12 protein-coding genes are annotated in these 14786 nt (G+C 70.4%); 5 read left to right on the plus strand and 7 right to left on the minus strand.

The annotated features are described in order from the left end of the window. Positions 1-53: 53 nt before the first annotated feature. Positions 54-1355, plus strand: a complete 1302-nt coding sequence (locus tag VM306_RS10915) for an FAD-dependent monooxygenase (RefSeq protein WP_325513703.1) — start codon at positions 54-56, stop codon at positions 1353-1355. Here VM306_RS10915 and VM306_RS10920 read toward each other — a convergent pair. Genes VM306_RS10920 through VM306_RS10930 form a run of 3 tightly spaced genes read right to left on the minus strand, consistent with a single transcriptional unit; the run spans position 1275 to position 5886 of the window. Then, positions 1275-4526, minus strand: coding sequence for a BTAD domain-containing putative transcriptional regulator (locus VM306_RS10920; RefSeq protein WP_325513705.1), 3252 nt, complete (start codon positions 4524-4526; stop codon positions 1275-1277). The genes VM306_RS10915 and VM306_RS10920 overlap by 81 nt on opposite strands. Continuing rightward, positions 4526-5158 carry a hypothetical protein gene (locus VM306_RS10925; protein WP_325513707.1) on the minus strand — a complete coding sequence of 211 codons (633 nt, stop codon included), beginning with the start codon at positions 5156-5158 and terminating at the stop codon, positions 4526-4528. Before VM306_RS10925 ends, VM306_RS10920 begins: the two co-directional genes overlap by 1 nt. After that, entirely contained in the window at positions 5155-5886 is a 732-nt protein-coding gene (locus tag VM306_RS10930) for an ATP-binding cassette domain-containing protein (RefSeq protein WP_325513709.1), read from the minus strand. Before VM306_RS10930 ends, VM306_RS10925 begins: the two co-directional genes overlap by 4 nt. Here VM306_RS10930 and VM306_RS10935 point away from each other — a divergent pair. The 4 genes from VM306_RS10935 to VM306_RS10950 all read left to right on the plus strand — a co-directional run bounded on the left by VM306_RS10935 (position 5885) and on the right by VM306_RS10950 (position 11982). Continuing rightward, positions 5885-6298: a hypothetical protein gene (locus VM306_RS10935; RefSeq protein ID WP_325513711.1), complete on the plus strand. Its 414-nt coding sequence runs from the start codon at positions 5885-5887 to the stop codon at positions 6296-6298. The genes VM306_RS10930 and VM306_RS10935 overlap by 2 nt on opposite strands. A gap of 429 nt (positions 6299-6727) precedes the next feature. Next, positions 6728-9535 carry an aconitate hydratase AcnA gene (gene acnA / locus VM306_RS10940; RefSeq protein ID WP_325513713.1) on the plus strand — a complete coding sequence of 936 codons (2808 nt, stop codon included), beginning with the start codon at positions 6728-6730 and terminating at the stop codon, positions 9533-9535. 177 nt (positions 9536-9712) lie between these two features. Next, positions 9713-11422, plus strand: a complete 1710-nt coding sequence (locus VM306_RS10945) for a VWA domain-containing protein (protein ID WP_325513715.1) — start codon at positions 9713-9715, stop codon at positions 11420-11422. 134 nt (positions 11423-11556) lie between these two features. Continuing rightward, on the plus strand, positions 11557-11982 hold the full coding sequence (locus VM306_RS10950; RefSeq protein ID WP_325513718.1) for a DUF1761 domain-containing protein: 426 nt from the start codon (positions 11557-11559) through the stop codon (positions 11980-11982). Here VM306_RS10950 and VM306_RS10955 read toward each other — a convergent pair. The 4 genes from VM306_RS10955 to VM306_RS10970 are packed head-to-tail and all read right to left on the minus strand — an operon-like array spanning position 11979 to position 14780. Next, entirely contained in the window at positions 11979-12407 is a 429-nt protein-coding gene (locus VM306_RS10955; RefSeq protein ID WP_325513720.1) for a PH domain-containing protein, read from the minus strand. The two genes, VM306_RS10950 and VM306_RS10955, sit on opposite strands and share 4 nt — an antisense overlap. Then, positions 12407-12904: a 6,7-dimethyl-8-ribityllumazine synthase gene (ribH, locus tag VM306_RS10960; RefSeq protein WP_325513722.1), complete on the minus strand. Its 498-nt coding sequence runs from the start codon at positions 12902-12904 to the stop codon at positions 12407-12409. Before ribH ends, VM306_RS10955 begins: the two co-directional genes overlap by 1 nt. Beyond that, entirely contained in the window at positions 12901-14163 is a 1263-nt protein-coding gene (locus VM306_RS10965) for a bifunctional 3,4-dihydroxy-2-butanone-4-phosphate synthase/GTP cyclohydrolase II (protein WP_325513724.1), read from the minus strand. The genes ribH and VM306_RS10965 overlap by 4 nt, the downstream gene beginning before the upstream one ends. Continuing rightward, positions 14160-14780: a riboflavin synthase gene (locus VM306_RS10970; RefSeq protein WP_325513726.1), complete on the minus strand. Its 621-nt coding sequence runs from the start codon at positions 14778-14780 to the stop codon at positions 14160-14162. The genes VM306_RS10965 and VM306_RS10970 overlap by 4 nt, the downstream gene beginning before the upstream one ends. Positions 14781-14786 lie beyond the last annotated feature (6 nt).

The raw sequence follows: 14786 nt of genomic DNA on the forward strand, positions 1-14786 counted from the left end.
CGCAACAGCGCGGTGACAGGGCCTCGGCAGTTGATGAGCCGAGTGTTGCCGTCATGGACATTCAGGTTCTGATCATCGGCGCCGGCCCGACCGGCCTCACCCTGGCACTCGACCTGCACCGCCGCGGCGTCCCGTTCCGGATCGTCGACGCCTCGGCCGCGCCGTTCGCCGGGTCGCGCGGCAAGGGCCTGCAGCCACGCAGCATGGAGGTCTTCCACGACCTGGGCGTCATCGAGCCCGTGCTCGCCTCGGGCAGGCTGGACATGACCATGCGCGCCTACAACGGCCGCGAGATGGTGCGCGAGTGGGACATGCACGAGGGCCGCCACCCCACCACCGAGCGCCCCTACGCGCGCACGATGCTCATCCCGCAGTTCCGCGTCGAGCAGATCCTCCGCGAAGCGTTTCCCCAGCCCGTCGAGTACGGCATGCCGCTGACGTCGTTCACGCAGGACGACTCCGGGGTGACGGCGGTGGTCGGCGGCCAGACCGTGCGCGCGAAGTACCTCGTCGGGTGTGACGGCGGGAAGTCGTTCGTGCGCAAGGAGCTCGGTGTCTCGTTCGTCGGCGAGACCCACGAGGACCAGCGGATGCTCGTCGGTGACGTCCGGCTCTCCGGCCTCGACCGCGACCACTGGCACCAGTGGGGCGGCCGTCCCGACCGCTGGCTCGCGCTGTGCCCGTTGCCCGGCACGGACCTCTTCCAGTTCCAGGCGGCCGGCGACGGCGACCCGTCGCTGGAGCTCTACCGGGAGATCGTCCGCGACCGCACCGGCCTGGACGACGTGGTCGTGCACGACGCGACGTGGATGTCGGTGTACCGCACCAACATCCGCATGGTCGACAGGTTCCGCGTCGGCCGCGTGTTCCTCGCCGGTGACGCCGCGCACGTGCACTCCCCCGCCGGCGCACAAGGCATGAACACCGGCATCCAGGACGCCTACAACCTCGGCTGGAAGCTCGGGATGGAGACGTTGCTCGACACCTACGAGACCGAGCGCAAGCCGGTCGCGGAGTGGCTGCTCGGCATGACGACCGCGATCATGTCGTCCGGCCGCCCGTTCGAGCGCCGCGGCGACGAGACGTTGCAGCTCTCGCTGTCGTACCGCACCGAGGACGGGCCGGGCCTGCGGCCGGGTGACCGCATGCCCGACGGGACCGTCGGCCAGGAGCGGATCTTCGACCTGCTGCGCGGCCCGGACTTCGTGACGCTGGACCTCCCCGACGGCCCGGTGCTGGTGCGCCCGGACGGCTACGTCGCCGCCATCGGCAGGTCAGCGATCGACGCCTACTTCGGCGCGAACCCCGTCACGCAGCTGCACCACCGCCGGGTCGCTGCTGGGACCGCCGCGTAGCCGTTCCGCCTCGTCCAGGACCTCCCCCGCGCCGCGGGGGTCGCCCTGGGCGAACAGCCAGTCCGCGTACCACTCCAGCACCATCGCGCGGGCGGGCCCGTCGGCGCTCCTGCCGACGACGTCGAGCGCCTTGCGGTGCTCCTCACCCGCCTCGCCGAGGTTGCCGAGGCGGGTGAGCGCGAGCCCGAGTCCGGCGTGGACGGTCGCGCGGAACTGGTTGGCGGGCGAGTCCTCCATGGTGTGGAGCGCCTGCCGGTACAGCGCCACGGCCTCCTCGAAGTCGCCGTTGAAGTAGGCGACCTCGCCGTGGGCGAGCGCGACCCGTGCCCGGTCGAGGTCGAACTCCGGCGTCCGGATGAGCTCCAGGTCCGCACGGGCCCCGGCGAGGTCGCCGAGCCGCACCTTGAGGCGCGCCGCCTGCAGCAGCGCCGACATCGGCACCAGCACGCTCTCCGGTTCGCCCAGCTCGGCCGCCACCCGCCTCGCCTCCGAGACCGCCTGGAACCCCTCGGCGAACGCACCCCGGTTCATCAACACCATGACCAGGCACGACAACCCGAACACCACGGCCCACCGATCCCCCACCGCCCGGAACCGGTCGAGCGACTCCCGGTAGGCGGCCTCGGCTCGAGGCGCGGCCCCTTCGCTGAACTCCCCCGCCACGACACCCCGGACGAGCGCGGCGAACGCCCGCATCCACTCGTCCCCTGACCGCTCCAGCCGGCCCGCGAGCGCCGCGAGCCGGTCGCCCAGCTCGACCTGCCCCCACACCTGCCCGCTGGTCAGCATCAACGCGCACAACGCCGTCGGCACGTCCTCCTGCCACAACCGCTCCCCCGCCGCCATGGCCGCCGGCGTGCCGAGCGCGGCCAGCACCTCCGACAGCGGGTCGTCCGGCGTGAGCGGCGCCCACCGGCGGATCTCCTCGAACCGCTTGGTCATCACCAGCCAATGCCAGGTGCGCGCGGCCATCATCCGCCGCGCGATCACCGGGTCGTTCTCGACCGCCCAGGCCTGCGCGGCGTCGAGGTTCGCCCGCTCCACGTCGAAGACCTTGAGCGCCTCGAGCTGCCGCGGCCCGCGCAGCAACGGTTCGTGCCGCTCGGCCAGTGCGACGTAGTAGGCGGCGTGCCCGGCGGGATCGACCTGTCCCTGTTCCGCGGCGTACTCGCGCACGGTCTCCAGCAGCCGGTACCGCTCGCCCGTCCTGACCACCAGCGACTTCTCGACGAGGGCGGCCAGCAGGTCCTCGGTGTCCCAGAGGTCCTGATCTTGTCGGGGGTGCTGAGTACGTTGAGATGTAGGGGTTCCCAGTTCGGGGGTACCCCTGCGCGAGCCTGCCGCGGCGGCAGCAGGCGGTGTTCGGCCGAGGTCGTGCGCCGCGTCGCCGAGGTTCCGCACCGTGTCGCCGAGGTCGTGCACACCCTCGCCGTCGTGCACCGCCGCGCTGTCGCTCACCGCTCGGGGGCCGGGTGAACGTCCCGCTTCACCGCCGCGCCCCGCCTGGCCGCCGTACCCCGCTTGGTCGCCGAGCCTCGCTTGGTCGCCGAGCCTCGCTTCACCGCCGTGGCCCGTTTCACCGCCGCGCCCTGATTGGCCGGCGAGTTCTGCTTCACCGCCGTGCGTCGCCTGGCCACCGCGCTCCACCGGGCCGCCGTCCCGCACCGTCCCGCCGAACTGCACCGTCTCGCCGGCCTCGCGGACAGCCCACCCCTCCGAACCCCGCTGCGACCGAAGCTGCTCGGGCCGCACGTCCTCGGGCTCGGCCGACCGGCGGGCCCCAGCGCCGCCCGCACCCAGGCCGTGACCGCACACCTCGTGCACCGCCACAGCCGTCGCCCCGCCGACGAACACCGCCAACCGGGCCAGCAGCAGGCGCTCCGCGTCGTCCAGCAGTTCCCAGCTCCAGTCGATGACCGCCCGCAACGTCCGGTGCCGCGCGGGACCGGTGCGCGCTCCCCTGTCCAGCAGGCGCAGCCTGCTGTCCACACGCGACTCGAGCTGGGCGGCCGACAGCGACCGGGCCCGCGCCGCGGCCAGCTCCACCGCGAGCGGGATCCCGTCCAGGGCAGCACAAACTCGCCGCACGACGCCGGGGTCGAAAGCCGATCCCACTCGTGCCGCGAAGAGGCGCACCGCCTGGTCCAGGTCCAGCGGCGCCACCGGGTGCACGACCTCGCCCGGAATTCCCAGCGGCTCGCGCGACGTCGCCAGCACCCGCGCGTCCGGCGCTTCGGCCAGCAGTCTCACGCACAGGGCCGCGGCCGCGTCCACGACGTGCTCGCAGTTGTCCAGCACCACCAGCGACGAGCCGAGCCGCGAGAACACCGGCGTGGCCAACGGGTTCGGGCCCAGCGCCGCGTCCAGTGCGGCCAGCGGTTCCGCCGAGGAATCCAGCTCGACGAACCACGCCTGCGGCACCGAGGCCGCGTGCGTGAGGGCCAGCCGTGTCTTGCCCACGCCGCCGAAACCGGTCAGCGTCACCAACCGGTTGTCACGCAACGAGGACGCCAGCGACGCCAGGTCCGCGTCACGTCCGACGAACGAGCCGACGGGTGCCGGCAGGTTGCCCCGCGAGACGCGTTCCCGCAGCACCGTGAGGTGGGCAGCCGCCAGCGCCTCGCCGGGGTCGACGCCCAGCGAGTCGGCCAACGCCGACCGGACGCGTTCGAACAACGCCAGCGCGTCCGACCGGCGACCGGCGGCGTGCAGCGCCAGCATCAGCCGGGCCTGGACGTCCTCCCGCAACGGGTGCGCGGCGGCCAGAGCCTCCATGCCGGCCAGGTCGTCGCGCAGCAACGCCAGCCGCACGGCCTCGTCCACCGCGAACGGCGCCTCCTCGAACGCCGCACCGCGCCACAACGCCGCGTCACGGGTGCGCGCGAACTCCTCGACGTCGGTCGACGCCTCCAGCCGGTAGCCGGAAGCGTGTGACGACACCGACGAAGCGCCCACCGTGCGACGCAGCCGCGACACCAGCGACTGCAGCGCCGCGACACCGTCCACCGGCGGCTCGTCCGGCCACAGGTCGGCGATCAACCGCTCGGCGGCGACCACCCTGCCCGGCTCCATCGCCAGGCGGATCAGCAACCACCGCAGCCGTTTCCCGCGCACCTCGACGGGAGCGCCGTCGACCACGACCTGGAGCGGTCCGAGAACGTTGACGCGCATCAGGCCCGCCGGACACCCACGGCGACAGCGGCCGTCACCAACGCGACCCCGAACACTCCGGCCCACAGCACGGACAACGACACCTCGTTGTGCCCCAGCGCGTCCAGCACCCACCCGAGCGGAGTCGACCGCCCCAGCGGGTACGTCAGGACCACGACGGAGAACACCGCGAGCACGGTCCGCCCGATCGAGTCGAACACCGGCCTCGTGAACATCAGTCCCACACCAGAACCAAGCAGCGCACAGACAGTATGCGCCCCGAGTCCGACAAAAAACTCGCCGAGCGCGTACGGGTGCGGGTTCGTCACGACCGGCCACACCGCCGCCACCAACGCCATGACGAGAGCCGCCGACACCGCGACCAGCGCCGTGGCGGTCAGCACGCGAGGCCAGCCGCCCACCGACACCACGGTGATCTCACGGCGCACCGCGTCCTCGGACGTCGCCACCACGACGGCCATCCACGCCGTGATCGGGTACAGCAACGCGGCCGAACCCGAATAAGCCTCCAGCGGCTGCCCGGCGTCGGAGGAGAACAACATCCCCATCACGCCCAGGAACACCAGCAGGGGTGCCAGAAAGCGCTGCCCGCGGAACACGTCGGCCGCGAGGTACCGCACCAGGGAGATCATCGCACGCTCCGCACCGAGCACCCGAGCCGCAACGCCTCGGCGAGCACGTGATCGCTGCGGTCCGGCTCCACCACCACCCGCGCCGAGGTGCCGCGCGACAACACCGACCGCACGCCTTCCAACGCCTCCAACGCGTCCAGCCCCACCACCCGGCTGAGCTCGATAGTCACGTGCCCACCGGCGAGGTCCACGCGCGTCGCCGAGGAAAGATGCCCCTCGTGGTCGGACACCAGCGCCGTCCGTCCTTCCAGCAACGACACCAGCTCGGTGGACGCCGCCGGGTCGAGACCGGTCCACGGCTCGTCGAGCACCAGCACGTCCGATGCCAGGAACGCCTGCGCCAGCGCGACTTTCTGCGCGTTGCCCTTCGACAGCTCCGACATCGGCGCCGTCATCGAGCCGACGAACCCCAGCCGTTCCAGCACATCCGCCCCCGCGGCGCGCCGGATCCGTCCCATGTGCGCCAGATACGACGAAGCGGACATCCTCACGTCCGACGGGAACCGCTCCGGCACGTAGCCGACGGACGCGGGCCGCACCACGCGCCCGGACGTCGGCTTCAGGACACCGGCGGCGATCTTGAGCAGCGTGGACTTCCCGGTGCCGTTCGCGCCGGTCAGCACGGTCAGGCCGGAGACTTCGAGGGTGAGGTCGCGCAGCACCCACGGTCCACGCCCGTAGCGCTTCGAAACCTGGTCGAGGAGCACCACGCCAAGATAACCACCCATGACACCGCTTCCGCTCGCTTTGGCGTGCATCTGGTTCGGCATGGTCCTCGCGATCTCGATCGAGGCGCCGCTGAAGTTCCGCGCGCCCGGCATCACGCTGCCGCTGGGGCTCGGCATCGGCCGGCTCGTGTTCCGCGCGTTGAACGCCTCGGAGATCGTGCTCGCGACCGCCGTCACCGTCACGTTCGCGTTCGCCCCGCGCCCGCTCGCCGCGACGGTGCTGCTGATCGCGCTCGCCGTGACGCTGGCCGTCCAGGTCGTGCTGCTGCGTCCCCGTCTCGAGGCCAGGGCGCGGGTCATCATCGACGGAGGGGCGCCTCCCCGGTCGCGCACGCACGTCGCCTACATCGTGCTCGAATGCGCGAAACTGCTGATGCTGGGCGCGTTCGGAATCATTCTCATGTTCGCTTGAGAAACTCTCCGTCACGCCACATCCATTACCGATTAACACAGCGGCGCGGCACCATCGGTGAGACCGAGCTGCACGTCGTCGCGATGATGGCAACGCACGACGTCGCCGTCCCGATCAGTGACCCGATCGACCCGGTCCACCTCCTGCGGGAGACGTCGCGTTCGCGTCGGGCCGCAGCGTCTACCCGGTGACGGTCGAGTCGAGCCGGATGGTGGCCGACGGACCGATGACCGACGCTCGACCTCCCGGCTCTGCCGGGCTCCCCCTCGGCGCCATCGGGGTTGATCACGTGACTTAGGGCGACCTGGGTTGAACGCGATTACAGGACAAGCGTACTGTTTGGGGTCGAGGGGCAGCGGTCGACCTGGTGAGGAAGACTCTCCCCGAACCCCGAACTGACCACCGCGCTGTCACCAGATGGAGTTGCACGTGACTGCACCTAGCAAGGACAGCTTCGGCGCCCGCGGCACGCTCAACGTCGGTGACGCCTCGTACGAGGTGTTCCGGCTGAGCGCCGTGGAGGGCGCCGAGCGTCTCCCGTTCAGCCTGAAGATCCTGCTGGAGAACCTGCTGCGGACCGAGGACGGCGCGAACATCACCGCCGACCACGTGCGCGCGCTCGCTGACTGGGACCCGGCCGCCGAGCCCAGCACCGAGATCCAGTTCACGCCCGCCCGCGTCGTGATGCAGGACTTCACCGGTGTCCCGTGCGTCGTCGACCTCGCCACCATGCGCGAGGCCGTCACCCAGCTCGGTGGCGACGCCGAGAAGGTGAACCCGCTCGCGCCCGCCGAGCTCGTGATCGACCACTCGGTCATCGCCGACATCTTCGGCCGCCCGGACGCGTTCGAGCTGAACGTCGACCTCGAGTACCAGCGCAACAGGGAGCGCTACCAGTTCCTGCGCTGGGGCCAGACGGCGTTCGACGAGTTCAAGGTCGTCCCGCCCGGCACCGGCATCGTGCACCAGGTCAACATCGAGCACCTGGCCCGCGTCGTCATGGTCCGCAACGGCCAGGCGTACCCGGACACCCTGGTGGGCACCGACTCGCACACCACGATGGTCAACGGCATCGGCGTGCTGGGCTGGGGCGTCGGCGGCATCGAGGCCGAGGCCGCGATGCTCGGCCAGCCGGTCTCCATGCTGATCCCGCGCGTCGTGGGCTTCAAGCTCTCCGGTGAGCTGCCCGCGGGCGCCACCGCCACCGACCTCGTGCTGACGATCACCGAGATGCTGCGCAAGCAGGGCGTCGTCGGCAAGTTCGTCGAGTTCTACGGCGAGGGCGTCGGCGCCGTGCCGCTCGCGAACCGCGCCACCATCGGCAACATGTCGCCGGAGTTCGGCTCCACGGTCGGCATCTTCCCGATCGACGGCGAAACCATCGACTACCTGCGCCTGACCGGCCGGTCCGAGGAGCAGATCGCGCTCGTCGAGGCCTACGCCAAGGAGCAGGGCCTCTGGCACGACCCGTCGCGCGAGGCCGTCTACTCCGAGACGCTGGAGCTGGACCTCGCGACGGTCGTCCCGTCCATCGCCGGCCCGAAGCGCCCGCAGGACCGCATCGAGCTGACCAATGCCAAGGGCGCTTTCCGCACCGCGCTCAAGGACTACGTCGCGCACGTCGAGGACACCAAGTCCGACGTCGACGAGGCCATCGACGAGACGTTCCCCGCCTCCGACCCGATCGCCGTGCACGAGGGCGAGAACGGCGACGGCGCACCGCGCATCCAGACGGCGGCCGAGGGTTCCCGGGGCCGTGTGTCCAACCCGGTCAAGGTCTCGCTCGACGGCAACGAGTTCGAGCTGGACCACGGCGCCGTCGCGATCGCCGCGATCACGTCGTGCACCAACACCTCGAACCCGTCCGTGATGCTCGGCGCGGCCCTTCTCGCGAAGAAGGCCGTGGAGCGCGGTCTCGAGCGCAAGCCGTGGGTCAAGACGACCCTGGCGCCGGGCTCCAAGGTCGTCATGGACTACTACGAGCGCGCCGGCCTCATGCCGTACCTGGAGAAGCTCGGCTTCCACCTGGTCGGCTACGGCTGCACCACGTGCATCGGCAACTCGGGCCCGCTGCAGGAGGAGATCTCCGCGGGCGTGCAGGAAGGCGACCTCGCGGTCGTCTCGGTGCTGTCCGGCAACCGCAACTTCGAGGGCCGGATCAACCCGGACATCAAGATGAACTACCTCGCGTCGCCGCCGCTCGTCGTGGCGTACGCGCTGGCCGGTTCGATGGACAAGGACATCACCACCGAACCGCTCGGCACCGACACCGAGGGCAAGCCGGTTTACCTGCACGAGATCTGGCCGTCGCCGCAGGAGATCGCCGAGGCCATCTCGTCCTCGATCTCCCCGGAGGGCTTCACCAAGGGCTACAAGGACGTCTTCGCCGGCGACCAGCGCTGGCAGTCGCTGCCCACGCCGACCGGCAACACGTTCGAGTGGGACGCCGACTCCACCTACGTGCGCAAGCCCCCGTACTTCGAGGGCATGCAGATGGAGCCGTCGCCGGTCACCGAGATCTCGGGTGCCCGCGTCCTCGCGCTGCTCGGTGACTCGGTCACCACCGACCACATCTCCCCCGCCGGTTCGATCAAGGCCGACTCGCCCGCGGGCAAGTACCTGACCGAGCACGGCGTGGAGCGCAAGGACTTCAACTCCTACGGCTCGCGCCGCGGCAACCACGAGGTGATGATCCGCGGCACGTTCGCGAACATCCGCCTGCGCAACCAGCTCCTCGACGACGTGCAGGGTGGCTTCACCCGCAACTTCCTCGAGGCCGACGCCCCGCAGACCACCATCTACGACACGTCGGTGGCCTACGCGGAGGCCGGTGTCCCGCTGGTCGTGCTGGCGGGCAAGGAGTACGGCTCCGGCTCGTCGCGCGACTGGGCGGCCAAGGGCACCTCGCTGCTCGGCGTCCGCGCCGTCATCGCCGAGTCGTTCGAGCGCATCCACCGCTCGAACCTGATCGGCATGGGCGTTCTGCCGCTGCAGTTCCCGCAGGGCGACACCGCCGCGTCGCTGGGTCTGGACGGCACCGAGACGTTCGACTTCACCGGCATCACGGAGCTGAACAACGGCACGACGCCGTCGACGGTGCACGTGGTGGCCGCGAAGGCCGACGGCTCGAAGGTCGAGTTCGACGCGGTCGTCCGCATCGACACGCCTGGTGAGGCCGACTACTACCGCAACGGCGGCATCATGCAGTACGTGCTGCGCAAGATGGTCCGCAGCTAGTAGCTGATCATTTCGAAAGGCCCGTCCGGACGCGTTCCGGACGGGCCTTTCGTCACATTTGGATAAATGCGGCTAACACTTTTCGCTGCTGCACACGGGTGAATTTCGTCGCCATCAGGTTTAGTCGGACTTAGCCTCTTCTGACCCATCGCCGATGGGCCAAGAGGAGGTATCGCAATGGAAGCGAGAAAGCCGAGACGAAGAGCCGGGATCACCGTCGCAGCGCTGGTAGCGGCCTTGACCGTCCCGTTCTCCTGGCAGGTCGCAACGGCCGCGGACGGCACCGTGACCGGCGACAAGTCGTTGGGCGCCACCGACATCCAGTGCGGCGGCACCGTTCCGGTCACGGTCACGCTCAAGGCCGAGACCGGCATCGCGGGCAACCCCGCCGACATCGAGCTCGTGCTCGACAGGTCGGGCAGCATGCAGGGACAACCGATCGCCGATTTGAAAGCCGCGGCGAAATCTTTTGTCGACATCATCGACCAGGCGACCGACGGTTCTCTCAACGGTGTGATCGCCAACGGTTCGCGCGTGGGCGTGACCAGTTTCGCCTCCGACGCCTCGGTCGACGCAGGTCTGACCGGCGACGCCGCGGCGGTGAAATCGGCCATCGACTCCCTGTCGGCCGTGGGCCAGACCAACCACTCCGACGCCATCCTGACCGGCCAGGCCGAACTCGCGGGGTCGGTGCCGGGCAACGCCAAGAAGATGATCATCATCACGGACGGCGAGACGACCGCGGGCGTGGATGCGAGCGCGGCCGCCGCGGCCGCCCGTGCCGCCGGCACGGAGATCTTCGCGATCGGCCTGCGCGTCACGTCGTTCGAAGCGGAGATCAAGGACTGGACGACCGACCCCGACGACGGGGTGCACTACTTCTTCGCGCCGGACTCCGGTCAGCTGCAGCAGATCTTCGGGACCATCGGGGCGGCGATCGTCGTGCCGGCGGCCACGGGCGTCCAGGTCGTCGACACCGTCGGTTCCCAGTTCTCGGTGAGCGGCGCCGCCGCGTCCAAGGGCAGCGTGTCCCAGAACGGCAACCAGCTCACGTGGTCGATCGGCGAGCTGCGCACGGAGAGCGTCACGCTGACGTTCACCGCGACGCACCTCCCCGCCGCCGGTGGCGGCACGCTCGCCGTGAACCCGGCCGTGTCCTACAGCGACGCGCAGGGCCGCACCGTCGCGTTCCCCAACCCGACGGTGAAGGTGCACGGGTGTGCGGCGCACATCGACGTCGAACCCGAGCACGCGGTGAACGAGCTCGGCACCCCCGGCCAGACCCACACCGTCACCGCCGAGGTCACCGACGACTTCGGCGACCCGGTGTCCGGCATCGGCGTCACGTTCGGAGTGCTGTCCGGCCCCAACACCGGCGCGGCGGGCAACGGCACGACGGCCACCAACGGCCTGACCGACTTCACCTACCCCGGAACGCAGGGCCTCGCCGGGCTCGGTACCGACACGATCCGCGGCTGCTTCACGCGCGCCAACGGCAACGCGGTCTGCGACGACGTCTCGAAGGACTGGGTGGACACCACGCCGCCGGTCGTGACGTGCACGCCGACGAACAACCCCAGCGGCGGCACCGTTCCGCCCGCGAACAACGAGGACGGGTTCTACCTGCTGAGCGCGACGGACGCCGTCGACCCGAACCCGCGGGTCTTCGTCCGCGACACGGCGAGCGCCGCGGTGTTCGGCGGCTTCCCCAGCGGCACGAAGATCAAGCTGGTGCAGGCCCCGGGAGCGGCACCGACGCAGAAGCCCGGCGCCGGTGACATCAACTGGAAGATCACGCTCAAGGGTGACGCCCTGGTGAGCGCCAAGGACGCGTCCGGCAACGAGTCGGCACCCGTGCGCTGCAACGTCCCGCCACCGCCGAAGTGACGTGACGACGTGGACCGCTCGCCCTCCTGGCGGGCGGTCCATTCGTCACCGTGATGTCGAAACCCGAACCACCGGTAACAGCTACCTGGCCGCCCGCGATGCCAAGTCACCCTGATCACCGCGGGAGACCCCTCATGAGCTTGACTGTGCTCGGCGACCTGAACTGGTTGGCCGTTGTCGTGGCCGCGATCGCCTACTTCGCGCTGGGAATGGTGTGGTACGCGGAGTACGCCTTCGGCAGGGTCTGGCAACGGGCCTCCGGGTGGGACCTCAGTCCCCCCGAGAAGGTCGGCGTCGCCATCCTGGTGGTGCCGCTGGCCACCTGTTTCGTCCTCACGCTCGTCACCGCGATGATCGGCGCCGCGTCGGGCACCGACACCATCATGGAAGGCATCCTGCTCGGCCTCGTCATCGGTGTCGGCATCGCGTTGCCGGTCCGGTTCGTGACGGGTTCCTACGACATGACGAAGCCCGCCCCGCTGACCTTCGCGGCCATCGGGGCGGGCTACCACGTCGTCGGGCTCGCGCTCGCGGGCGCGATCCTCGGCCAGTGGACCTAGTTCGCTGCCTTGTGCAGTTCGCGCAACGCGCGCACGGACGACACGGCGTACTCACGGTCGACGGCCTGCACGGCCATGACCGAGATGTACTCGTCCTCCGGCAGCTCCAGACGGGCCCACGCGGCGCCGTCGGGGAAGCTGACCGACAGCACGTCCTTCCAGTCGAAGTGGTGCGACGTCACGACGTTGCGCACGTCCACACCCTCGGCGTCGGCCGTGACGCGCGGACGGGTCAGCAGCAGCACACCGCCCGCGAGCAGGAAGCCCAGGACGATCATGGCGACCTGGTCGGACGTCCGGAAGATCACGCCGGTCGGGGTGTTGCCGAGCAGCAGGCCCACCACCGTGAACACCACGACCAGGCCGATCGCGCATGCCCATGCGACGCGACGGATCTTCTTGGGACGCAACACGATCGTCGTCATCACTCGAAACCCCGCTCCGTCCACGGCTGGCGCAGGCCGCGCAGCACCAGTGCGGTGTCGATCGCGGCGACGGTCGCTTCGTAGCCCTTGTCCTCCACCGAGTCCGGCAGGCCGGCGCGGGCCAGTGCCTGCTCTTCGGTGTCGGTGGTCAGCACGCCGTTGCCGACCGGCGTCGACTCGTCGAGCGCGACGCGCGTGAGCCCGTCGGTGACCGAGTCGCAGACGTACTCGAAGTGCGGGGTGCCACCGCGGATGACCACACCGAGCGCGACCACGGCGTCGTGGTGGCGCGCGAGCTCCTGCACCACGACGGGGAGCTCGATCGCTCCCGCGACGCGCACGACGGTCGTGTCGGCGCAGCCCGCGTCCTCGGCGGCCTTGAGGGCGCGCTCGACGAGCTGGTCGGTGATCTTGGTGTGCCAGCGCGTCGCCGCGATGGCGACGCTCAGGCCCTTGCCGTCGAGCTTCGTCTGCTCTGGACGGCCCTCGCCGCTCATTCCTGGTCCTCCGTAGCGGAAACAACGGCCTCGTACTGCTCCAGCTGGTGCAGCTCGTGGCCCATCCGGTCGCGCTTGGTGCGCAGGTACCGCAGGTTCTCCGGGTTCGGGGAGATCGGCAGCGGCACCCGGTCGAGCACGCGGAGACCGTATCCGGCCTCCAGCCCGACCCGCTTGGCCGGGTTGTTCGTCAGCAGCCGCATGGACTTGATGCCCAGCTCCACGAGGATCTGCGCGCCCGTGCCGTAGTCGCGTGCGTCGGCGGGCAGGCCCTGCACCAGGTTCGCGTCCACGGTGTCCGCGCCCTGGTCCTGCAGCTGGTAGGCCTGCAGCTTGTGCATCAGGCCGATGCCGCGGCCCTCGTGGCCACGCATGTACAGCACGACGCCACGTCCCTGTGCCGCAACGGCTTCCAGCGCCGCGTCGAGCTGCGGGCCGCAGTCGCAGCGCAACGAGCCGAAGACGTCGCCGGTGAGGCACTCGGAGTGCACGCGCACCAGCACGTCCTCGCCGTCGGCGATGTCGCCGTACACGAGCGCGACGTGCTCGATGCCGTCGAGCAGGCTGTCGTAGCCCACGGCCGTGAACACGCCGTGCGCCGTGGGGATCCGTGCCTCCGCGACGCGTTCGACCTGGGTCTCGACGCGGCGGCGGTACGCGATGAGGTCGGCGATCGTGATCAGCGCGAGGTCGTGGTCGGCCGCGAACACCTCCAACTCGTCGCGCAGGGCCATGTCCTCCTCGACCTTCTGCGACACGATCTCGCAGAGCACGCCGGCGGGAGACAGTCCCGCGAGACGTGCGAGGTCGACGGAGGCCTCGGTGTGGCCGGGGCGGCGCAGCACGCCACCGTCCCTGGCGCGCAGCGGCACCACGTGGCCGGGGCGGTTGAAGTCGGTGGCCTTCGAGGTCGGGTCGGCCAGCAGCCGGATCGTGCGCGCCCGGTCTGCGGCCGAGATGCCGGTGCTGATGCCCTCGCGCGCGTCGACGGTGACCGTGTACGCGGTGCCGCGCTGGTCCTGGTTCGTGTGGTACATCGGCGGCAGGTCGAGGCGGTCGCAGTCGGAGTCCGTCAGCGCCACGCAGACGTACCCGGACGTGTAGCGGACCATGAACGCGAGCAGCTCCGGCGTCGCCTTCTCGGCGGCGACGATCAGGTCGCCCTCGTTCTCGCGGTCCTCGTCGTCGACCACGATCACGGGCCGTCCGGCGGCGATGTCCTTGATCGCGCGCTCGATCTCGGCGTACTCCGTGCTCACTGGGCCTCCTCGCCCGCGATGGCCCGCAGGTGCGGGATCGCCAGTCGTTCGACGTACTTCGCCAGCACGTCGACCTCCAGGTTCACCAGGGAGCCCGGCGTGCGGTGCCCGAGCGTGGTGAGTTCCAGGGTCGTCGGGATCAGGCTCACGGTGAACTGGTCCTCGGAGACGGAGACGACCGTCAGCGAGACCCCGTCGACCGTGATGGAGCCCTTCTCGACGACGTAACGGGCGAGGGTCGGCGGGAGTCCGACGTGGACCATCTCCCAGTGCTCGGCCTTCTCCCGCGCGAGGACCGTGCCGACACCGTCGACGTGGCCCTGCACGATGTGGCCGCCGAGGCGCTGGCCGACCGCGGCCGCGCGCTCCAGGTTGACCTTGTCCCCCTCGGCGACCTTCGCGAGGCTGCTGCGCGTGAGCGTCTCGCGCATCACGTCGGCGGTGAAGGTGCCGTTCTCGACTTCCACGACGGTGAGGCAGACGCCGTTCACCGAGATGGAGTCGCCGTGCTTGGCGTCGCTGGTCACGATCGGGCCCGCGACGCGGATCCGTGCCGCGTCGGGCAGGTCCTCCGTCGCGACCACGTGGCCGAGTTCCTCGACGATCCCGGTGAACACCGCTCC

It is taken from the genome of Lentzea sp. (genome assembly GCF_035525475.1).
Taxonomy (GTDB): Bacteria; Actinomycetota; Actinomycetes; order Mycobacteriales; family Pseudonocardiaceae; genus Lentzea.